Here is a 22,616-nt window from a genome sequence, read left to right as displayed (position 1 = left end):
TTTTTACTTAACGTTTTTCTCTAAGTAAGCAATTGCTTGACCAACAGTACCAATAGTTTCAGCCTGATCATCAGGAATCGCTACATTGAATTCTTTTTCGAACTCCATAATAAGTTCTACTGTATCTAAAGAATCCGCACCCAAGTCGTTAGTGAAAGAAGCCTCTGGTGTAACTTCGTTTTCATCCACACCTAATTTTTCAACGATAATAGCCTTAACTCTTGAAGCAATATCAGACATAATGTTTATAATTTAATGGTTAAATAATTCAGTGCAAAGAAAAATAAATATTTACACATTTCAAATGTTTTTATTTCTCTTCCAATTTTAATGTTTTTATTTTGAACATCAATGTAAAATTAGTTTTATAATTTTGTATTTCCCTAAAAAAGCGTGTTTTGAACAAAACTTATTTAAAACTATCCCTGGATCTTGACTTCGTTTTAATCGCAATTACGGCTTCTTTGAAGGATTATGTGCTCTGTCATAAAATCAATACCAGTCTGAATTTTGACTTCGAAAAGATTGATGATCACGAGGTTTACTTCAATATTGATGAAAATCCGCTGGCTTTTTCCAAGTATTATTTTTTTGTGGAACAGGGTGAAATTGAGTATTACATCATCAATAACCGAAACGCTGAAGGATTTTTAATTCCTGAAATGAACAAAGTTGATTTTTTTATGATTATTCATCAGTATATTGACAAAGAAGACCTTAATTTTATTCTTGCAGGATTAAATAAACTATCTGATATTCAGGTAGCTGCGCAGATAGATCCGCGTAAGTTAAGGTCCCGTGAAAATTTGGTAATGTAAATTTTATATTGAAGGTGTATTAAATACACTATATTTGATTTTACAACATCAGAAAAAAAATATTAATAACCAGGCCAACATCGGTTTTAGACATCAAAACCTTCATTTTGTTGGTCCATATAAATTTAAATAACCAAAATGAAACCATTTCATTCTAGAACAAAAATCGTAGCGACACTCGGTCCTGCTTCAGCTAAGCCAGAAGTTTTATTTAGCATGTTTAACGCCGGACTCGACGTATGCAGATTAAATTTTTCTCACGGTTCTCAGGCAGATCACCAGGAGGTCCTAGATACCATCCGCAGTCTTAATAAAAAACACAATTATAACGTAGGTATTCTTGCTGATTTACAAGGACCTAAGATTAGGATTGGAATGGTGAAAGATGGTGGTATTCATTTAGTTAACGGAAACAGAACGGTCATTACAACCAAAGAATGTATCGGAAACGAAGAACGTATTTACATCACTTATGATACCTTTCCAAAGGACGTAAAAGCAGGTGAAATTATCCTGTTGGATGATGGTAAACTGCAGATGCGTGTGATTGAAACTAACCTTGTTGATGAGGTGGTTTGTGAAATTGTTCATGGCGGAATTCTGACTTCAAGAAAAGGGGTAAACCTTCCAAATACTAAAGTTTCTATCCCTTCTCTTACCGTGGAGGATCGTAAAAATTTAGAATTCGTTCTCGAAAACGATGTAGAATGGATCGGACTTTCTTTTGTTCGTAATGCAGAAGACATTGTAGAACTGAAAGATATCATCAAACAAAGAGGTAAAACAGCCCGCGTAATCGCTAAAATTGAGAAACCTGAGGCAATTGCTAACATTGATGAGATCATTGCTGTATCGGACGGAATTATGGTTGCCCGTGGTGACCTCGGAGTGGAAATGCCGATGGAAGAAGTTCCATTGTTACAAAAAATGATCGTTCAGAAATGTAGAGCAGCGTCAAAACCAGTGATTATTGCGACTCAAATGCTGGAAAGTATGATCACTACGCCAAGACCAACACGTGCTGAGGTAAATGACGTAGCCAATTCTGTTCTTGATGGTGCAGATGCAGTGATGTTAAGTGGTGAAACTTCAGTAGGTGAATTTCCACTGATCGTTATTGAGACCATGCAGAAAATCATCCAGAACATTGAAGTGAACAACTATCCGTTCCACCCTGAAAAGTTCCTTAAACCGAAGTCTGAGAGCTTCCTGAGCGATGCAATCTGTGATACGGCATGCTTCTTATCGAAACAAACAAATGCGGTTGGTATTGTGTCAATGACTTTAAGCGGATATACTGCTTTTGAAATTTCAAGCCACAGACCTAAAGCATTAACTTATATTTTTACAAGTAATCTTGCATTGTTAAATACAGTGAGCTTATTATGGGGTGTTCAGGGCTTCTATTACGATAAATTTGAAAGCACTGATGAAACCATTCAGGACGTAAATAACCTGCTTAAAAAGCATAAAATGATCAAAAAAGGTGATGTGATCATTAACACTGCGGCTATTCCAATGGAAAGAAAAGGAAAAACCAATATGTTAAAAATTACAGTTATTGATTAAAATGCTGTAGCATTCAATTTTTTTTCTACTTTTGCAATCCGCAAAAAGGAGAGGTGTCCGAGTGGTTGAAGGAGCACGCCTGGAAAGTGTGTATACCTCAAAAGGGTATCGAGGGTTCGAATCCCTCTCTCTCCGCAGATTTTAGCAAAACGCGATAAAAAAGGCTTCAAACATTTCTGTTTGAAGCCTTTTTTGTTTCCAGAAGGAGACTTATGAAACGCTTTTTCTTCCCGGCTACTCAAAAACAAAAAAAGGTTTGATAAGAGGTTTTCCTTTAAAATTCCCCGGAGGAAGAGCGCTTTCTTCCCTTAGTTTTCTTAATTCTATGTTTTTAATCGAAGCTTTGCCATTGACTGCAAAGCCAAATTGCCCTCTGGTTTTAACAAAACCAGAGGAATCTTTAAAAGAAGTAATCGCTTCATCGTTTATCCATACAAAAAATTCATTTCCTGCTTTTTGTATTTTCCAGTCTTGCCAGGTATGCACTTTTGGCCTTGATACTTTTGGCATGGTGCCAATATGCCCCACGCTATGTATCAAACTTCCCGGCATATCCAGATTGGCAAACAGGCCCCGATCTTCAATTGCGACCCTGTTTTCAAATTGATTGAGCAAGATGCCAAGAAAGCGCTCACGGTTGATGTTCAGCATTACTTCAAATAAATAGGCCCCGGGTTCAACCAGAGAAGAGAAGGTCAGGATGTAATTTTCAGGAAGGGGCTTATTGCAGAGTAGAATGGCCCAATTTGCGTCCTTGTTCCCCCTGATCGTCTGGTCTTTGACTTCCCAGCTGCCGTTGAGGCTTAACCAGTGTTTCTGAAGATCGTCTTTTTTGAAGTTTTCTTTAAATATGGCCTTGCTTTGGGCGTTTACGATTGAAATTGTGGTAAAGAGTACTAATGAAAACAGGATGGATTTGTAAGAGATCATTCTTTGTTATTGGAGCTGCTTTAGGGCGTTATTGATTTTTTCCTGTTTTTGTTCTTTCAGGATTTCAGTTGGGGGAGCAGCTCTTTCCATGCAGTCCATGATTCCACAGCGTTCACAGGTGGTGTGTACTGTTTTTACTGGAATAGCAGTGTCATTTACAAATGACATGGCCTGAAGAAGCTTCTGATCTATCAACAACCCAAGGGTTACGCTAATCATCTCATTCCCTTTTCCTGTTGGTTTTGAAATGGAAATGCATAGATACCGGTTGTGTGTTTGCCAATATTGAGAAATTTGAGCTTCCACAATCGGGTGTTTGTATTTTTTTGCGTTCAGCAGATTGGCGGTGTGTTTTAGGGAATTGATCGATACCCAACGGCGGCAATAATGTTCATGTCTGGCGTTGGCGTGGGGGTTATGCAATTGGGAGAGGTGTAACTCTTTCGTGATCTCAAATTCATCTTTTTTAACATCTCCCGAAATGCGCAAAAAGAAAAGCTGATCAATGCTGAAGTGTTTTGGCAAGACATTGGTCAGCCTTTGCACCATCATTTCAGGGGTAACCTCATACTCGGTCCATAGGTTTAGCCATGCCTTATCATCCCATTTTGACTGCATCATGATCCGTTTTACATCTTCTACGAACTTTTCTTCCTGCATCAGCAGGGCTACCCCAAAATAAGAAGCTTTGAAGTTGTTGAGCATGATGTCGAAGGAGTCACTGTGCTGTATGATCGTTTCATAGGGTCTTTCGGTGATGTTCAGGTATTGAAAAGCGATTTCTCTGGCCAGTAAAAACTTCTCCTGCGCAGGGCTCATGCCCTTATTGATGTAAAATGTTTTGCTGGTTTTGGCGTAAAAAGAACGGAGTCCCTGCAGGGCTTCCATGCTGTTCATCCGCTTGCGGTTTACCTGAATTCCTATTTTGTTTAAAATGCCTTCAAGCAGGGGAGTTTCTGCTTTTAGGTCCTCGTCCCATTTATATTCCTCCCTGAAGTTTCTTACTGCGTCTTCAAGCTCTTCAAAATGATTGTCATGAAGGTCCTGATAAGAGCGAAGCGCTGCATTGTAAAAATTTTCTTTTGATAACTGATAACTCCTGGAGATTTTAAGAAGTGTACTGATGAAGGCTGTTACTTTATCGGGGGTGTTCGAAAAAAGATCTAAAAGTGATGCCGGAGTGAGTCCAAAATGGTCCCATGGAACTGCATTTATAAAATCAGAATTGATCAGATCTATAATCGGCTGTAGTTTTTTGTTGGCTCTTAATGACACCAGATAATCATAATCAACACCCAGAATTTTTGCCAATGAGAGTATTTTATCGGCTTTTGGGAACTTTTTTCCAGTCTCAATATCATGTACATAAGAGAGTGACATGCCTGTTTTTTCAGCTAGCTGCTGATAAGAGAGTCCTTTCTCTTGTCTTAAAGCCTTGACTTTCAGTCCTAAAATTAGACGTACGCTATCATTGTCGGTTATCATATGGCTAAAGTAGGAAAAAGAACCTGGTTAACGAAAAAAAAAATATTAGCGAATATTTCGCTAATTGAGAATAATCCGTATCTTGCATAAAACTTACAACCATGACATCAATTATGAACCACCCCAGCAAATGGAACCATGCCCCGGAAGGCATGACCATTAAAGCTCCGTTCCAGGAAGCTTATCAGGAAATACTTGGGGATGATGCACTGCAGTTTATTAAGGCATTGCACCTCCAGTTTAATGTGCACCGCAAATCCCTGCTAAAAGAAAGAGATGTAGTGCAGCAAAAAATTGATGCCGGATGGAAGCCCCGCTTTCTTCCGGAAACGATGGAAATCCGAAACAGCGACTGGGAGATTGCTCCCATACCGGAAGATATTCAGGACCGTCGTGTGGAAATTACCGGCCCGGTTGATCGTAAGATGATCATCAATGCAATGAATTCCGGAGCTAATGTTTTTATGGCGGATTTTGAGGATAGTAATTCCCCAAAATGGGAGAATATTATCGATGGCCAGATCAATTTACGGGATGCCATTAACCGGTCCATTCGTTTTGTCAATCCGGATAATGGAAAAGAATACAAACTGGATGAGCACACTGCAACTTTATTCGTTCGCCCAAGAGGCTGGCATTTAGAAGAAAAACACATTGAAATTAATGGCGAAGCCATCAGTGGAAGTTTACTGGATTTTGGACTTTACTTTTTCCATAATGCCAAAACACTATTGCAAAATGGAACAGGACCATATTTCTATCTGCCCAAATTGGAAAGCCATAGAGAGGCCAGACTTTGGAATGATGTATTTGTATTCACACAGGAATATTGTGGTGTGACTCATGGAAGCATCAAAGCAACGGTATTGGTAGAAACCATTCTTGCCCCGTTTCAGCTGAATGAAATCCTGTTTGAGTTGAGAGACCATTCTGCAGGAATGAACTGCGGGCGGTGGGATTATATTTTCTCTTTCATTAAGAAATTCAGAAATGTTCCCGGATATGTTTTTCCTGACCGTTCACAGGTAAATATGACTGTCCCGTTTATGAGGGCATATACACAGTTGGTGATACGGACCTGCCATAAACGTGGCGCGCATGCGATCGGAGGGATGGCGGCACAAATTCCAATAAAGAACAATGAACTGGCTAATGAAGCCGCTATAAAAAAAGTAAAAGCAGATAAACTAAGGGAGGTCACCGATGGCCACGATGGCACCTGGGTTGCACATCCCGGGTTGGTTACCATTGCTAAAGAAATATTTGATGCAGGCATGAAAACGCCAAACCAGCTCCATATAAAACGGGAAGATTTTGTTTGTACAGCAGATGAATTACTCGCATTGCCGGAAGGAACAATAACCGAAGAAGGGTTAAGACAGAATATCAACGTTGGAATTCTGTACCTCGAAAGCTGGCTTCGTGGAAATGGTGCCGCAGCCATACACAACCTGATGGAAGACGCAGCTACCGCAGAAATTTGCAGGGCGCAGATATGGCAATGGTTGCAAAATAAAGCGAAACTGGCCGATGGCAGGGTCATCAACCATACTTTGTATGAGGATATGAGGGATGATGAGATTGAGCAAATCAGAAGCACGGTAGGAAGTAAAGCTTATCAGGATGGTCAATACGTTCAGGCAATCTGCATTTTCAATAAACTGATTGTTCAGGATAAATGGGTTGATTTTTTAACCCTGCCAGGCTATGAACTCATCCTTTCCAGCGATGAAAGAAAAGTTTGCGAAGAAGAACTGAGCACAAATGGCAGTACAGCTACCTTCCTGATACCTGAAGAAAAAATAATAAACGTATAAAAAAAATCAATGTAAATGTTAACCTAAAAATCAACCATCATGGGAACAGATCCTAAAGCAACCCGACTATTTACCGAATGGAAGACCAACCCGAGATGGGATGGGATCATCCGGCCTTACACCGCAGAAGAAGTTTTGAAATTGCGTAGCAAAGTAGAAATTGAATATACTTTGGCCAGAAACGGGGCAGAGAAATTATGGGAAAAACTGAAAGCACAATCTTATGTTGCCGCTTTGGGTGCCCTGACAGGAAATCAGGCTGTGCAGGAAGTCGCAGCAGGCCTAGACGCGATTTATTTGAGTGGTTGGCAGGTTGCTGCTGATGCAAATTCCTCTGGAGCAATGTATCCGGATCAGTCCCTATATCCGGTGAACTCAGTACCTGATGTGGTGAAAAGAATTAACAATGCATTATTACGCTGTGAACAGATCGATTCTGTAAACGGAGATAATTCAAAAGACTGGATGGCTCCGGTTATTGCGGATGCGGAAGCCGGTTTCGGTGGCAACTTAAACGCCTTTGAGTTGATGAAAGCAATGATCGAAGCAGGGGCTTCAGGAGTTCATTTCGAAGATCAGTTGTCTTCAGCAAAAAAATGTGGGCATTTGGGCGGAAAAGTATTGGTTCCAACTCAGGAAGCCATTAATAAATTAATTGCCGCAAGGCTGGCTGCGGACGTGATGAATGTTTCCTCCATTATCATTGCACGTACCGACGCAGAAGCAGCAAATCTGATCACTTCTGACATCGATGTCAGGGATCAGGAATTTATTACCGGAGAACGCACCAATGAAGGCTTTTACACGGTAAGAAATGGGCTCGGGCAATGTATTTCCCGTGGGTTATCCTATGCGCCATATGCTGATATGATCTGGATGGAAACTTCTCAGCCTGATCTGACTATTGCAAGGGAATTTGCAGAGGCTATCCATGCAGTTTATCCGGGGAAAATGCTGGCTTATAATTGTTCACCATCTTTCAATTGGAGTAAACACCTGACCGAGCTGGAAATGGAAACATTCAGGGAAGACCTCGCTGCATTGGGCTATCGTTTTCAGTTCATTACACTGGCAGGATTCCACGCCCTGAATACGTCTATGTTTGAGTTGTCCCAATCTTATAAGCAAACTGGGATGGCTGGCTTCTCTAAGTTGCAACAAAGGGAGTTTGCATTGCAGGAACATGGATTTAAAGCGGTGAAACATCAGAGTTTCGTTGGAACCGGTTATTTCGACTGTGTACAGAGTACAGTGCAACAGGGAACAGCCTCAACTATGGCGATGAAAGACAGTACGGAAACAGCACAATTCCATTGACAATCAGTGTAAAGGAAGGCCTGATTATGGATTCATAACCAGGCCTTTTGGAAATAGGGATGAGGATTAATTTTAGTTACTCGTTAATGCAGGATTTACGTTATTGTATTATATCTGAGTGGTACTGGTAGGCGGAAGGATGGTAGTCGTCGTATCAAAAAAATTGACTTTTCCTTTTGTCGCATTTTTAGTAGCAGGCTTAAATACTATCTTTTTCTTGATGAGTAATTTTGAACTTTCCATAATCATTTGTTTTTTGGTTTATACTAATAGGTTTAATACTAATATAGATGACGATTTGGAAAGCGGAATATTTTTTAGACGGAATGAGTTATTTTTTCGATGAAACTGCAAAAAATATCAATTTCTATTCTGAAATAGAAAAATATTGGAGCTTCTGGGGTCTAGAAAAGTTCTTTAAAATTGGATCTTAAGGCTTCCCAATAGGTATTGCCAATAACAATTCTTTCTTCAGATTTCAGGTCGATTTCCATATGGAGGTCCTGAATAGATTTGATGGAGGTTTTTCTTACAATACAAGAACGACTTACACGAATGAATAGTGGGGGAGTGAGGATTTCTTCCAGTTTGGCCATTGTAATGTGTACAATGACTTTACGATCAATCAGGAAAAGCTCCATGTAATCTTTCAGCGCCTTTACCATGACGATGTCCTCTACACAGACCTGAACTAATTTTTTTCCTTCTTTAACAAAAATATAGGTTTTGGCATTGTTTGGAGCGGTTGGTGTGATCGGGGGTTCTGAATGGTCATGATAACCTTTACTTAACTTAAAAAAATCGTAGCATTTATTTACAGCTTTTAAAAATCGTTCAAATGGGATGGGTTTCAACAGATAATCGGTAACATCCATGTTAAATCCATCAATAGCAAAATGAGGAAAAGCCGTTGTAATGACGATAAAGGAACTGTTGTGGCGAAGAATTTTCAGCATTTCCAGTCCTGTCATTTCTGGCATTTGTACATCTAAAAAAACCAGATCCGGTTTAAACTTCTGAATGTCATTTAACGCTTCAATAGCATTGTCGCATTTTTTGATCAATTTCAGGTAAGGGACCATGCCTACAAATTTCTCAATAATGTCTTGTGCTATTGGTTCGTCATCAACGATAATAACGGTCATGTGATCACTCATTAATTCTCAGGGTTAATTTAACTTCATAGACTTCCGATGTTTCTTTAATACTCAAATCATAACGTTCAGGATATTCCAGTTCTAATCGTCTGCGAACATTCCTCAGGCCAACGCCGGTTTCCTGTTTTGTCGGATGTTTTTTTTTCGGCTTATTATTTTCTATGGTAAAATGTACAACATTTTTTTTTGAGGTCAAAATAATTTTAACCCAGGAGTAGTTTATATTTGCATTTACCCCATGCTTAAATGCATTTTCGATGAAATTCACCAGTAGTAATGGCTTTATTTTTATCGATTTTTCTTCGATGTTGTCAAAATCAAATTCAATGTTCACCCGGTCATCTTTATGGCGGATTTGTTCTAAAATAATATAATCTGTTAGAAATGAAATTTCCCTTTGAAGTGAAATTTCCCCCTGACTGCTTTCATATAAGGAGAATCGTAATAAGTCGGATAATTTAATGATTGACTGACTTGCTTTTTGATTCTCAATGACCAATCCATAGATGTTATTCAAAGTGTTAAATAAAAAATGTGGCTGAATCTGAGAGCGTAAAAAGTTTAACTCCATCTGATTTTTTTCTTTTATCAGTGAGATCTTGTCCTGGTTTGTTTCATAATAATTCTTTGCGAACTTCAATAAAAAGGAAAGTATGTTGAAGAAAAGTGTAAAGGATATAAACCAGGAAAATGATTTGTAATTAAAGATGTTAGCGAAGTTATAAAGATAATACCTCTCACTTTGCAGTTTTAATGTCGGATACTCGGGGAACGATTTTGCAATAAAAGCTATGGATAGAATAATTACAGTTACAGAGAAAATATAAACCATAACCAACTGTAAAGGGACAGTCCATAACCACGTTCTTTTTTCAAGAAAAGGAAGGGTGATATAGGATAGGAAGTAATGATTACAGATCACTACAAATGATAAAATCAAGCTATACAGCAAAACAGGAGCGCTTAGCATTCCGATCGCAAAAGTACCTTTGCAAATGATCATCGTAAAAATATATAGCAATAGCCATAGGAGCAGATGGAGACCGATTCTGGCCCATAGATTTGGATAAATGGAGTACTTATTAGGGTTATTCATCCTATGCTCGAAAAGTATGGTGATTCGTCTGGGTTTTATAGTATTTTGCACAAAAGGTATAACAAATGAGTTCCATCAACCTCTGATCAGATTTAAACCATCTGTTGATACTCATATGTATATAACTTGCCAGATTCTCCCTTGGCAAATCTTCAGCAATCATTTTATCCCGAATATGAAATAGATCTTCGAATTGATCGCTGGCTATAAAGCTTCCAACCTGTTGTTTCATTTCTCTGTATTGCATATCTATTTTTACTTTGACTTCATTTCCAAATTCTTTAAGCAGGGCCTGAGCCATTTGTTCTGTGAAGGAAATCCTTGCTTGAAGGTCTAGTTTAAACAAAATTAGCCATTTATCAATGTTTTTAAGTGCAGTTAATAAGCGTACAGTATCATCCGTATGGAAAGATTCCTCCTCCAGTAGCTTAAAATACAGCATGGAATCATGGAAAAATAAATCTTCGGTAGCATCTATGTCGTCACTTCCATACCGTTCCAGTTCGCGATGATAGGTGTCAAGTTGGATCTTCCATATTGTTCTGGAGGTGGTATATGGTTCAAGTGTCTGGTAGGTGCGTTTTACTACTTCTCCCCAATTTGAAGACAGAGACTCCTTCATTTGTACCCTGAAGCGAATGTGATAATTGGGATCGGTGTAGCGAATAAAGAAAAATTTGTCAATCAATTGGTCCTGCAACAGGCTTTTGCTCAGATGAGCTATTTTTTTTGTTAATATATAATCAGAAATATAAGCTCCACAATAGATTTTGAAATATGCCCAATCACTACCTGGAGGAAAGCTTCTGATAATAGATTTGTCTTTCCTGGTGTCATCAAAGAACTCAGGTATAGATTTTGGTGTGGCTTCATTCCTGTAGAGCGGCAGAATGAACTGATTTACATAGGTTTTTTCAATTGGTTGCTGCTGATCGCCAAAATAAAGCCATTCCACAAATCGTAAGGATTTCTTTTTTCTTAGCTCTTCCAATAAAATATCCAGATAATCTTGTTCTTCAATGTCCAGGAACAGATCATTGTCACCATCACTTATTGCAATGTATCTTGGAACAGACCATTTTTTTAAAAATTCCCTTAGGCTACACACTGGATCTCCATCTTCTAGAATAAAGCCATAATCCTGAGGTTTAAAGTTCCATTTTGCCAGTTGCAATATCACTTTTCCATAAGAGATTCTCGGTAGGAACTTTCTGCTGCTGGCCCATGTACCCCAACTGACTTGAAAACCAAGTTTCCCTGGATGTTGTAATGCAGAGAGTAATTGATAGACAGATAGCTGACTTAAACTATAATTGTGAGCACAAGACAATCGTGGGATGATCTGCTTATTTAGTCTTTTAGAACGTAAAACAACCTGGTCATACTGGACGGAAATCAGGAGATCATCTAATTGAATTTGGTTTTTATCTTCCAGTCCTGATTTAGCAAGAAAAGGAATCTCATAAGGACTTAATATAGGTCTTCGGATAACATTTCCTACCCTGCCTTCTGGTAGATGAACAATTTCGGCTAATATAGCTTCTTTTGAAAGTTTAATGTCTTTCTCTGAAATGTGCTTAGATAAGCTATTTATTTCAGGTGATAGATAAGCAAAACGGGCTAATAAACTGTTTGCAGTTGACCCTCCGACGCTCTGTAGTAATATCTGTCCATCTGGTAATATGGAAAAAAGAAGGGAGATGGTGTTCGCCAGAAGGGATGTTTTATCCTTAAATGGATGTAGATCTTTATCAGTTAGTACGATCCCTCTCTGGCCTGCCTGTTCAGCCTGACTGGTTTTCTCTTGAAGGAAGTCATGCCACTTGTATTTTACTTCAGTTTTGTCCTGGAAAACCGGCCCTTTAATCTGCTCCGTGAAAGGGTTGTGAGCAATATTGCCAATCCCGTTTATCGTTGGAAATCCAATGCCCATTTCCATATCACTAACCTCGGAAAGCGGAATTTCCTGAGTTTCGTATTTTTCAATAAATGCAGTTTTAAAACGCTTAAGTTGTTCTTCATAAAAAGGTGTTTTCGCAGATAATTTACTAAATGCTTTTATCGCTTGTAAGAGCTCTTCAATTAGCGCTTCTGATAGCTTAATACCTGTTTCATCCGGCCTTAGTAAGTCTCCATGTATTATTGAATCTTTGTCGATCGGAATCTTCATCTGTTCCAGCTGATGCTTTAACAGATGAATCTCCCTGAAAGGAATTACCCCAATCGGAGCACGTTCAAATTTATCAATAACATTTTCCAGATTTTCAATGAGGTTGAGGTACTCATCGACATCAACATCGTTTTTTTTAAGCTGTATTAACTGGTTTTTCAGTTTATTCAATTGTTCGTTTCCTGTCACTTCCAATTCAAGGTCACTGACTAGAAATTGCATCTCAATAAGGTCTTTTATAAATACGGATTTCTCCTGATCGTCACTGTCATTACCAATCAGCTGAAAGAAATCACTTATTTTAAGGGATTGGTTGCGGGCATTGGCTAATATTTTATCCAGAACAGGTGATCGTTCAATGGCATTCAATTGATATTCCCTTTGTCCTTCGTTTATGCGATACTCCATATACCGAAAAGTCTCTTGAACAGTATAAAGAGAGTTGTTTATCCGGTAGTTTAAATAAGGCCAGATGGTAGAATTGGTTTTGATATGTTCAACCAGGTTGACCAGTAAGCTCATATCCGGTCTGATCTTTCTGGAAAGAGTCAGATTACTTCTTTTTTCCGAAGAAGAGGATCCCTCAGAATTGATCTCAACAATATCACAACCCGCGAATATCCCATAGGGAGTACTTCTGCTTCCTGCCCTGATGATGTATTTTTTTAAAGAATGCAAAAGCCGGTCTTTTTTTTTTTCGTCTTTGATCAGGTTTTTTTGCAGGTCTTTTGAAAGTGAATAGAGGCCGGGAGAAGCCCAATATAAGGCTTCCATAAAATATGGATCGTTTAATTTTTTTTGTAACAGATGTTCAAAATCAAATGATTGATCACTATCCGGACGGATCAGGTCATGATAAGTAAACAAGGGGGTTCTAATGATTGCTTTTCCAAAGTGTTGATACATTGGTCAGATTTAAAATATATTCAATTCTACATTCTTATAAAATTACAATATACTTCCAAAAATTCGTTGAAAGATACTTCTGTCATTTAATAAAATTTCTCCATCTCCCTGCATCGTAGATAAGATTGGAAGTTCCATATTGTTGGAAGTGATTAATTTGGTGTGTTCCAGCTTAACATAAGCCTGATGCTGCTCATTTAGTTGTACCGGAAGTATGCTGGTGATTTTACCTTCCAGGAAGCCATATTGACTATTCGGATAATCATACAGGTTAATTTTTACGATTTGTCCGGTCTTTACATTTCCCGCCCCTCTGTTACTGTATTTTATTTTAATATCGAAACTGGAGGTTTTTGGTACGACCCAAATCACATAGTCAAGCGTATTTTTTTCATCGATGCCGTAGGAGATGTAAATTTTTCCTTCCATTGGAGTGATGATAGGATAGTTGATATTTGTTTTGGTATCTCTACGGATTAAAAGGGTATCTCCGATGGTCACTTGTTGCCCCTCTTTGATCAATAGCTTGAACTCCTGTTGGGCATCCTCCCTCCTGACCGTTACTTTTCCTGGTTGTTGTTTGGCTTGTACCAATACCTGGGCGGCAAGAATGTCTGGAAAGCTTACATATTTTGTGATGATAAAGCCGATGATTCCTACTGAAAACAGCACACATATCCCCCAACGAATAATCCAGTGTGGAACTTGTCCAACTATTTCTTCCATTTCATTACTTCTGATCTCCAGTGGTTGATTTTCGTTTGGCATGTTCTTTTTCTTAAGCGTTTCCTAACTCCAGCTGGTTCTTTACCAACTCGTAATAATAACCCCTTTGATCAGCAAGCTCATAATGACTTCCTTGTTCTACAATTTCTCCATCTTTCATTACGATAATCTGATCTGCATTTTTTACTGTACTCAGGCGATGAGCCACAATAAGCACGGTTTTTCCCTGATAGAATTGCTCCATATTTTCCATAATCACTTTTTCATTATTTGAATCAAGTGCACTGGTTGCTTCGTCAAAGAAAAGATATTTTGCATCTTTATACACTGCTCTGGCAATGAAAAGACGTTGCTTTTGCCCTCCACTCAAACCAGAGCCGGTGTTTCCTATTCTGGTGGTAAAGCCCAGGGGTAATTTGGAAATGTATTCCTGTATATTAGCCACCCTGATGGCATCGTAGAGTCTCTCTTCCTGAATGCGTTCCCCATCAACGGCAATATTTCTGGCAATTGAATCTGAAAATATGTAACCATCCTGCATTACTGTTCCACAGTTATTTCGCCATAGTTGTGCCGAAATGTCTTTTATATTTAGCCCGTCTATGAAGATATTTCCTTCTGAAGGGGGATAGAATTTCAATAACAGCTTCATCAAAGTCGTTTTGCCACTTCCACTTGCGCCTACAATTGCTGTGATTTTTCCTTTTGGAATGTGCATGCTGATGTCCTTCAGAATCAAGGGACTTTTGGGTGATCCGTACCTGAAAGATAGATTTGAAATTGTAATTCCATCTCCGGAATCTGTTTTCATGCTATTTAAAAAGTGACTGTGATTGAAGTAAACCCCATCGGGATCCGCACCGTTGTAAACATGCGCTATTTCGTTCTCATTATCGCCAACAAGATCTTCACTGGCTTCTTCCTCTGGCTTGTTATGGATTTCGGCTAACCTGTCCATGCTGATTTTGGCATCCTGGATGCTCCTGATAAATTGAATGATTTGGGCTAATGGACCATTCATTTGGCCAACGATATAGGAAATACTTAACATCACACCCAGAGATATTTCCTGGTTAATGACCAATACAGCGGCGGAATAAGAAATAATAATATTTTTAAGTTGCGTGAAAAAGGAAGAGCCAATTTCCTGATACTGATCAAGTGCGAGACTCTTTATATTAACTTTAAAAAGTTTTGCCTGTATTCGCTCCCATTCCCAACGTCTGGCCCGCTGACTATTGTAAAGTTTAATTTCCTGCATGCCGGTAATGATTTCATACAGACTATTCTGATTCTCTCTTGAGCGTTGAAACCTTGCATAATCAATGTGCTTTCTCTTCTTTAAGAAAATGGAAATCCATAGAATGGAGAGCAAGCTGCCTACCCCGAAGATGAGCAGGAGTTTTACATTGTAGATGGCAAGGACAAAGGAAAAGACAATCAGATTAATGACTGAAAAGAGCGTACTAAGTGTGGAACCCGTCAGAAAAGTTTCAATCCGATGATGATCATTGATCCGCTGTGTAATGTCTCCGACATTCTTTGACTCGAAAAAATTGATAGGTAACTTCATCAGCTTAACGAGGAAATTGGAAATAATGGTAATACTGATCCTGGTGCTGACATGAAGAAGTATCCAGTTTCGGATCAGGTCAACAGCGATGCTACCTAAAAACAGCAATAGCTGAGATAATAAAATCAGATGGATAAAACTTAAATTTTTCCTGTTTACACCGAAATCAACCAGACTCTGCGTTAGAAAGGGAAAACACATGCTGATCAGGCTGCCCAGGAACATACCTAAGAAAATCTGAAAAAAGTACCTTTTATAAGGTTTTAAGTATTGGAATAAAAATCCAAAACCAACTTTGCTCTTTGGAGACTCATCAATGTTTTTATAGAAGTCAGGTGTTGGCTCAAGCAGTAGCGCTACTCCCTTGTCGTTTGAAGCGCTAATCCAGCATTTCTCAAAAACTTCGCGTTCTACCTTGACCAGGTTATGACCGGGATCACCAAGTGTTAGCTTTTCTGTGCCCCGAAAAAAGGATTTTTTCTCTACGTCATACAACACAACAAAATGTTCCTGATTCCAGTGTAAGATGCAGGGAAGAGGAACCTGTTCGGTTAGCTGCTTATAGCTTACCTTGGCAACTAAGGTTTTAAACCCAATCTTTTCGGCGGCTTCGCTTAAACCAAGTAGACTTACCCCATTTTTAGTGATGAAAGAGTTCGCACGAAGAAAATCCAAAGAATAATCCTTGCCATGGAACTCCGATACCATTTTTAGACAGGTTGGTCCACAGTCCATGTAGTCAAGCTGCCTGTGAAATTTGAATTTCTTACCTCTGAATGCCATGCTATTTTGGATGTATTTAAATGCAATTAAATTCCTGCACCGGTTGGTCTTGTAGGCCAGTGGGTATCTACTGTAGTATCTTTACCGCCAGTAGCCTGTTCTCCGTCAATTTCAATATCATCATTGTCATCTTCTTTGATGATCCCGAAAGCTTTTAACTTTTCATCACTGTTGATAAGGGGTTTCTCTTTTTTTTTTTCTTTTGACATAGCTTTAGTTATTTAAGGGTATTTAAATTTGTTTCCATGAACAAATCACTGATTGTAATTTGAGTTTTCCCAGGACTTTCATGCTCATAAATAGGGGGTTTATATTCCTTAAATCCTCCGAAAAATTGATCTGATTGTTCTTTATCCATTTCAAATGAAGAGCAATCTTCCAGTCTTATCTTTTTTGTTTTAAACCAATCTTTTAAATTTTTCATACTTCAAGCGTTTTAGATTTCATTGTCTGAATTGACATGCAGATTTTATCAGCACTTCAAAACACCGACATTGATTATTGAAATTAAGGCAGAAAAAAAAAAGAAGGTATTTTTTTAGACGAAGTAGGGCTCTTTTTCGACGGAAATTTGCTGCCAGAATCCTGAAAGCCTCGTTCGACAAATTTAGCGCTGTTTTTTCCAACGAAAAGGAGATCTGTAAAGGTTTTTACACTAAAATTCAATCACATGGTTAAATGAGGTAATCTTCGTCGAAAAACCGGGTGTCTTTGTCTAAAAAAATTTACGACTCCTGACTCCTCTGCTACATTCGATATATGATTTTGACAGCAAATAACCATATGGCATTTTATTCGGGGAAGATCAGGTACTGCATCTGTTTACTGATGTTATGTGGTTTTTTTGGACCTGGTTTTGGTCAGGATGGAGCGTTAAAAATCAAAGGTATTATATACGATGAAAAGGGGGTTACATTGCCTTTTACTTCTGTATATCTTTTTAATCCTGCTTTAGGTGATAAACCTCTTAAAGGCGCACAAAGTAATGAAAATGGCTCGTTTCAACTCGATGTTACTCCAGGGGATTACAGAATACAGGTTAGTTTAGTCGGTTATAAAACCTATTCCAGGGAAATCACAGTTAATATGGATACCAACCTGGGTAAAATTCAGCTGCTTCCGGATTCAAAGTTGCTAGGTGAAGTGAAAATAACCGGAAAAAAACCACTGGTTAGCCGAAAAATTGACCGCTATGTATTGAATGTTTCTGAAAGTGTTCTGGCATCAGGCCGGGGAACATTTGAATTACTGAATTATGCTCCGGGAGTAATGACAATGGGTAGCTCCATTGGTATTAACGGGAATACGGCGACTAAAATAATGGTGAATGGAAGGTTACTGCGTTTAAGCAGAGATCAGGTTCAAAATTATTTGACGAACCTTCGTTCTGAAGAGGTCGAGTCGATAGAAATTATCCCTAATCCAGGAGCCGAATTTGAAGCAGAAGGTAGTGGCGGATTGATTAATGTGATCCTTAAAAAGCAACGTGTAGGTGGGCTCGATGGAACAATAGGCATCGGGGCAATGACACCTAAAAATCCCTCATATAATACTTCGGCGCAATTAAATTATGGATATAAAGGCTGGCAACTCTATGGGAGCCATAATTACACAAAGAGTAAAGTTGGAACTGAGCTGGAAGATAACCGGTTTCAGGAACAGCTAACCTATAAAACCAATATCAATACCATTACAGCCACAAGGGCAAATAATTTCCGGTTGGGGGCTGCTTATGACATTTCCAAAAATCAATATATAGGTCTTGAATTTAATGGTAATAATAATAAATCGGATGCAGGTGCTAAGTCTATTGCGGTATTGAACGACCCTTTAAACAACAAATTCAATAATATCAAAGGCGATTTTCTAACCAGAAATGACAATAAGATTTATACTTTATCATTCAATTATGATTTGAAAATAGATACGCTTGGCTCATCTTTCGGTATAATTTCTGACTATACCACAGCAAAAAGAAATGGCCGGGGTGATTTCCTTTCACATTATACAGACCAGCAAAATGCCCCACTTTTTGACTCCCTTTATCGCAACAATGTTCCGGTAAAAATTGACAATTATAATGCAGCAGCAAATTATGTTAAAGCATTTAAAAATGGAGGGAAGCTGAAATTTGGACTTAAGTTTACGGTGACAAATACCCGGAACAATGTCCTCTATGAATATTATAAAACAGACGGGTTTGTAAATGATCCGGAGCGAAGTAATATTTTTCAATATAAGGAGCAAATTGCTGCGGCTTATGGCCAGTATAGCTTCCGTCTGGGAAAAACAAGTTTTCAAGTAGGGCTTCGTGCTGAAAGTACAAGGACAAAAGGTTCATCTGTTACATCCGGAGAAACCCATAACCGTAGTTACTTTAATTTATTTCCTTCCTTGTTTCTGAAAAGAGCACTTGATGATAAGAATACCTTATCATTCAATTATAGCAGAAGACTGGACAGACCCTCATTTAATAGCCTTAATCCATTTGAGTGGCGTGTAGATGATTATACCTATATCTCTGGAAATCCTTATTTAAACCCTCAGTTTATTCACTCATTCAATTTATCCTATCTCTATAAGAGCCGATATAGCTTAAGCCTGTTCGCAAATCAGACAAAGGGTGTTTTTGCTCAGTATTTGCTCAGCAATAAACCCGGAGACCTCGTCGCAAATTACAGTTGGGAGAATTTATCGAGTCAGAAATATCTGGGATTAAACCTTTATGTTCCTGTTGAGGTGGCAAAATGGTGGAGTATGATCAATAATGTGATGGTCTATAAAAATATTATTGATTTTGATTCCGGTGAAAGCAGAAGAACGGTCTTCTCTGGAAAAACTACACAGAATGTAAGCCTCAATAAAGACCTCCGGTTAGAGGTTTCGGGACTCTATCAATCTAAATACAATACCTCCAATCAGGTATTTGTCCCTAGTTATTATATCGATCTCGGATTAAGCAACAGCTTTTTTAACAAAAAGTTTATTGCCAGAGCATTGGTAACCGATGTTTTTAATACCAGCAGAAATGATTACGAAATCATATCAGGAAGCCTTAACCTGACAGAAAGACAAAAATATACAACAAGGAGATTCTCTATACAACTGACTTATAATTTCCGTCTTGGAAAAAAAGTAAAAGTCCAGAAAATTACCGGAGGAAATAACGACGAAAAAAGCAGAATGTAATAAACCAAATTTTATACCTATAAAAAGGGGAACCCTGAAAACCCTGAAAAGAGTAAGGACAATCTAAACAACCAACAAAATGGGAACTGACAAAAACTCAATGAAAAAGAAAGTACTGGATGTACTGAAAGATGAATTACAAAGCGTTTCTGAGACTGAAAATGACCAGTTAACTGGTGGATTCGCAAGTGCTAACATTGACCATCTTGCGCCTATTGATGACATCAATGTGCCATGTAACACTAAAAACACTGGATGTGGCCCGAACTCGGTAGCAGGTTGCAGTTCCTAGTCCTGTTGTTTCAACGGATTCTTTTTTGCAAACCATCTACTTATCAATTTAAAGGGGGATTGCGTTTTCCCCCTTTCTATCTTAAATCTCATCATTATGAAAAATAGTCTTTTTAACCATTTTCTCCTGATTGACAATAGTCACATATTGTACAATACTTTAACGAATAGCGTACTTTTATTAGAGCCTGCATTGGTCGATCTATATAAAGCGGCTGTAGCTGAAAATGATGTTGACGGTCTTGGGAATTATCACCCTACTTTCTTTCAGAAGCTGCTCGAAGACAGATATATTGTGACTGATGACGCTAATGAAATTGAAGAGGTCAGAGAAATTATGAACCGGGTTGATGCAGATGAATTCAGATATCACCTGGTGATTAATCCTACAATGAACTGTAATTTTAAATGTTGGTATTGTTATGAGTCCCATATTAAGGACTCTAAAATGGATCTCTCTACCATCAATAATATTGTTAAACATCTGGATCAGGTATTGTCAGCAAATAGCAAGATTAATGAAGTTATTATCTCCTGGTTTGGTGGTGAACCTTTACTCTATTTTGAGAAGGTCATGTTGCCTATCTATAAGGAAATTGATCTCCTTAAAGAGAAGTACAAGGTAACGGTAAGTTCAAATATCACAACCAATGGCTTTTTGATTAAGGAAAATATGATCGCTGAGTTCAAAAAATATGACCTCAACGATTTTCAAATCACCTTAGATGGCAATCGTTTTTTGCACGATACCGTCAGGTTTGTATCAAAAAGCAGGGGCTCATATGACGACATTGTGCACAATATGAAATTACTGGCTAGAAATGAATTTAGGGTTATAGTCAGGATAAACTATACTAAGACAAACTTGCCCGACATTGAAGAGATTTACGAAGATTTTCAAGACCTTACAGATGCGGATAAAAGATTTTTAACCTTCAACCTTCATAAGGTATGGCAGGAAGAAGACCAGACATTGAATGACCGGGCTGATGAAGTGGTCAGTTTCTTTCGTACCAAAGGCCTGAAAGGGGGGAATGCCTATGTTCCTGATACTTTACAAAACTCCTGTTATGCCGATCGTAGTAACCATGCTACAGTAAATTATGATGGTAAGGTATTTAAATGTACTGCCCGTGATTTTTCCGATACAAATAGCGAAGGTGTAATCAATGAAGATGGGGAAATTGTCTGGAATCATAAATATCATGACAGAATGAGTATAAAATTAAAAAACAAGCCTTGTCATACCTGTAATATACTTCCTCTATGTAACGGTGGTTGTTCTCAGGCTGCAATAGAGGCAAATGGAGAGGACTACTGTGTTTTCGATTTTGATCAAAAGGTCAAAGATGATATTGTGTATAGAAAAGTCAAAAATATTCTACTTTAAATTTTACAGGTCTTAACGGGTTAAATTTTATGGAATTATTAGTCGAAAATAGTACTTATGATATCGTAGGGAGTCCCTATCAATTTTATGTGGATTTTACGGTAAAGGATCTTCTAAATGAAGAAGAACATAAAATATTTGATCAGATCAACGCGCATTATGCGGCCTGTTTTAGCTTAATAAAAACAAAGGATCCTGTTTTGGCCAGTCAGAATTTAGAGCAGGGAAATGCTTTACTGGAACAGTCAGCTTCGATGGTGAAAAAGTTGGTCAATGTGTTTTGTTTGCCTTTTATCAGTTATTATTATTACAAGATCAAGGATTATAAATCGGCAATAGATAAGTCCAATTTTATAATTGCAAAAGTAACCGAGCTTGAAAGTGCAAATCATGAGTATTTGTTCTTCTGTAAAATACAACAACAACAAAATCTGGGACGGATTTCCTGGGCTACGGGGGATATTGAAAAAACAGTAAAAATACACACGCAATGTGTACTCGATATTTATGATAAAGCAGGCAATTGGGACATTAACCGGAGTATCCATAATGTTCCGGTGATGGTACTTGTGGAAAATACACAGTATTTATTCTTTATTCAGGTGATAACTGAAATGCTTGCCCGCCTCGTTTCACGGTTCAAGACAGAAAAAGTAGTTGCCGTTTCCTGGATAAAATTATTTATTGAACCATTAAGAACACTTAATTTTGACCATTTGGCACCTTATGATCCCCGTTACAGGGCCTTCGACAGTTACCTGCGTATGTTTGGAGATCTTGTCGATGGAAATGAAGAGGGCTTTGTTGAAGAGGCTTCTGCGTTTTTAGACAATTCTCTTTTTGATGAGGAAATGAAAAAAGTTGTAGGAAGGTACCTCTATTACTTTGGGTATATATAATAAAAGTAAAAAGCCATTCAAATATTCGAAAGGCTTTTCCTTTTTATGTAATATAGAACTAGCCGGTTATTGATTCCGTGTATTTTTTGAAATTATCCAGGATAGCCTGCCAGCCACCTTTTTGCATCTCAACAGGATTTGTGTTTTCCGCCTCAAAGGTTTCTGTTATTTTTGTGGTGTTTCCATTTCCACTAAATGAAATGCTCACCTTTCTATCATCTCCAAGTGTATAAGAAATGAGTTCATTGGTTTTTACTTCGTCATAGATTCCTGCAAAGTCAAATCCGAAACTGCCATCTTTAGCTTCCATCCTTGAAAGGAATTTTCCGCCTGCACGCAAGTCATTCTCTACTTTTGGGGTATGCCAGTCTTCGGAGGCATTGTTCCACTGTACGATATGTTCCGGTGCAGTCCATGCTTTCCAAACGATTTCTACAGGAGCATTTACGATTGTCTCAATTGTGATGTTGACCTGATTTGTTGTTTCCATTTTGCTTAAT

General features: G+C 38.3%; 20 protein-coding genes and 1 tRNA gene. 9 read left to right on the top strand and 12 right to left on the bottom strand.

All coding sequences use genetic code 11. The features are described 5' to 3' along the window. Positions 1 to 3: 3 nt before the first annotated feature. Positions 4 to 240 carry an acyl carrier protein gene (locus BUC20_RS29210; protein WP_008241990.1) on the bottom strand — a complete coding sequence of 79 codons (237 nt, stop codon included), beginning with the start codon at positions 238 to 240 and terminating at the stop codon, positions 4 to 6. A gap of 158 nt (positions 241 to 398) precedes the next feature. Between BUC20_RS29210 and BUC20_RS29205 the strand changes: the two genes are divergently transcribed. From BUC20_RS29205 to BUC20_RS29195, 3 genes are all read left to right on the top strand, one after another. After that, positions 399 to 818, top strand: coding sequence for an IPExxxVDY family protein (locus tag BUC20_RS29205; protein WP_073236938.1), 420 nt, complete (start codon positions 399 to 401; stop codon positions 816 to 818). Between the two features lie 138 nt (positions 819 to 956). Then, on the top strand, positions 957 to 2,387 hold the full coding sequence (gene pyk, locus BUC20_RS29200; protein WP_073236935.1) for a pyruvate kinase: 1,431 nt from the start codon (positions 957 to 959) through the stop codon (positions 2,385 to 2,387). Positions 2,388 to 2,434: 47 nt separating this feature from the next. Next, positions 2,435 to 2,522, top strand: a tRNA-Ser gene (locus tag BUC20_RS29195). Between the two features lie 99 nt (positions 2,523 to 2,621). Here BUC20_RS29195 and BUC20_RS29190 read toward each other — a convergent pair. Both BUC20_RS29190 and BUC20_RS29185 read right to left on the bottom strand, forming a co-directional pair. Then, positions 2,622 to 3,317, bottom strand: a complete 696-nt coding sequence (locus BUC20_RS29190) for a hypothetical protein (protein ID WP_073236932.1) — start codon at positions 3,315 to 3,317, stop codon at positions 2,622 to 2,624. A 6-nt stretch (positions 3,318 to 3,323) separates the two neighbouring features. Continuing rightward, a complete protein-coding gene (locus BUC20_RS29185; RefSeq protein WP_073236929.1) occupies positions 3,324 to 4,802 on the bottom strand; it encodes an XRE family transcriptional regulator in 1,479 nt (492 codons plus the stop codon). A 101-nt stretch (positions 4,803 to 4,903) separates the two neighbouring features. Between BUC20_RS29185 and aceB the strand changes: the two genes are divergently transcribed. Together aceB and aceA are read left to right on the top strand one after the other, a co-directional pair. After that, on the top strand, positions 4,904 to 6,619 hold the full coding sequence (gene aceB, locus BUC20_RS29180; RefSeq protein WP_073236927.1) for a malate synthase A: 1,716 nt from the start codon (positions 4,904 to 4,906) through the stop codon (positions 6,617 to 6,619). 39 nt (positions 6,620 to 6,658) lie between these two features. After that, entirely contained in the window at positions 6,659 to 7,936 is a 1,278-nt protein-coding gene (gene aceA / locus BUC20_RS29175) for an isocitrate lyase (protein WP_073236924.1), read from the top strand. 108 nt (positions 7,937 to 8,044) lie between these two features. Here aceA and BUC20_RS34355 read toward each other — a convergent pair whose 3' ends face one another. From BUC20_RS34355 to BUC20_RS29140, 8 genes are all read right to left on the bottom strand, one after another. Next, positions 8,045 to 8,179 (bottom strand): hypothetical protein, encoded by a 135-nt coding sequence (locus BUC20_RS34355; RefSeq protein ID WP_262497442.1) that lies wholly within the window; start codon positions 8,177 to 8,179, stop codon positions 8,045 to 8,047. A gap of 161 nt (positions 8,180 to 8,340) precedes the next feature. Next, the gene (locus tag BUC20_RS29170) at positions 8,341 to 9,093 is read right to left on the bottom strand and encodes a LytR/AlgR family response regulator transcription factor (protein WP_073236921.1); all 753 of its coding nucleotides are present in this window, start codon (positions 9,091 to 9,093) and stop codon (positions 8,341 to 8,343) included. After that, on the bottom strand, positions 9,086 to 10,189 hold the full coding sequence (locus BUC20_RS29165; RefSeq protein ID WP_084529414.1) for a sensor histidine kinase: 1,104 nt from the start codon (positions 10,187 to 10,189) through the stop codon (positions 9,086 to 9,088). The genes BUC20_RS29170 and BUC20_RS29165 overlap by 8 nt, the downstream gene beginning before the upstream one ends. Before the next feature lies 1 nt (position 10,190). Further along, complete coding sequence (locus BUC20_RS29160; RefSeq protein ID WP_073236915.1) at positions 10,191 to 13,265, bottom strand: lantibiotic dehydratase; 3,075 nt, start codon at positions 13,263 to 13,265, stop codon at positions 10,191 to 10,193. A 42-nt stretch (positions 13,266 to 13,307) separates the two neighbouring features. Then, complete coding sequence (locus BUC20_RS29155) at positions 13,308 to 14,033, bottom strand: hypothetical protein (protein WP_073236912.1); 726 nt, start codon at positions 14,031 to 14,033, stop codon at positions 13,308 to 13,310. A gap of 10 nt (positions 14,034 to 14,043) precedes the next feature. Continuing rightward, entirely contained in the window at positions 14,044 to 16,347 is a 2,304-nt protein-coding gene (locus BUC20_RS29150) for a peptidase domain-containing ABC transporter (RefSeq protein ID WP_073236909.1), read from the bottom strand. Positions 16,348 to 16,373: 26 nt separating this feature from the next. Further along, the gene (locus tag BUC20_RS29145) at positions 16,374 to 16,556 is read right to left on the bottom strand and encodes a hypothetical protein (RefSeq protein ID WP_073236906.1); all 183 of its coding nucleotides are present in this window, start codon (positions 16,554 to 16,556) and stop codon (positions 16,374 to 16,376) included. 8 nt (positions 16,557 to 16,564) lie between these two features. Then, the gene (locus BUC20_RS29140) at positions 16,565 to 16,771 is read right to left on the bottom strand and encodes a hypothetical protein (RefSeq protein ID WP_073236903.1); all 207 of its coding nucleotides are present in this window, start codon (positions 16,769 to 16,771) and stop codon (positions 16,565 to 16,567) included. A 335-nt stretch (positions 16,772 to 17,106) separates the two neighbouring features. Here BUC20_RS29140 and BUC20_RS29135 point away from each other — a divergent pair, with 335 nt between their 5' ends. The 4 genes from BUC20_RS29135 (at position 17,107) to BUC20_RS29120 (ending at position 22,116) form a co-directional block, all read left to right on the top strand. Beyond that, positions 17,107 to 19,536, top strand: a complete 2,430-nt coding sequence (locus tag BUC20_RS29135) for a TonB-dependent receptor (protein ID WP_073236900.1) — start codon at positions 17,107 to 17,109, stop codon at positions 19,534 to 19,536. A 100-nt stretch (positions 19,537 to 19,636) separates the two neighbouring features. Continuing rightward, positions 19,637 to 19,828, top strand: a complete 192-nt coding sequence (locus BUC20_RS29130; protein ID WP_143166967.1) for a hypothetical protein — start codon at positions 19,637 to 19,639, stop codon at positions 19,826 to 19,828. A 96-nt stretch (positions 19,829 to 19,924) separates the two neighbouring features. Continuing rightward, positions 19,925 to 21,217 carry a radical SAM/SPASM domain-containing protein gene (locus BUC20_RS29125; protein WP_073236894.1) on the top strand — a complete coding sequence of 431 codons (1,293 nt, stop codon included), beginning with the start codon at positions 19,925 to 19,927 and terminating at the stop codon, positions 21,215 to 21,217. Between the two features lie 29 nt (positions 21,218 to 21,246). Further along, entirely contained in the window at positions 21,247 to 22,116 is an 870-nt protein-coding gene (locus BUC20_RS29120; protein WP_073236891.1) for a hypothetical protein, read from the top strand. A gap of 58 nt (positions 22,117 to 22,174) precedes the next feature. Here the strand turns inward: BUC20_RS29120 and BUC20_RS29115 are convergent, their stop codons facing one another. Beyond that, positions 22,175 to 22,606, bottom strand: coding sequence for an SRPBCC family protein (locus BUC20_RS29115; protein WP_073236887.1), 432 nt, complete (start codon positions 22,604 to 22,606; stop codon positions 22,175 to 22,177). Between the last annotated feature and the right edge of the window lie 10 nt (positions 22,607 to 22,616).

This window comes from Pedobacter caeni (genome assembly GCF_900129215.1).
Lineage (GTDB): Bacteria > Bacteroidota > Bacteroidia > Sphingobacteriales > Sphingobacteriaceae > Pedobacter > Pedobacter caeni.
The sequence above is the reverse complement of the archived record's forward strand: the minus strand, read 5'-3'. Positions and strand labels throughout refer to the sequence as shown.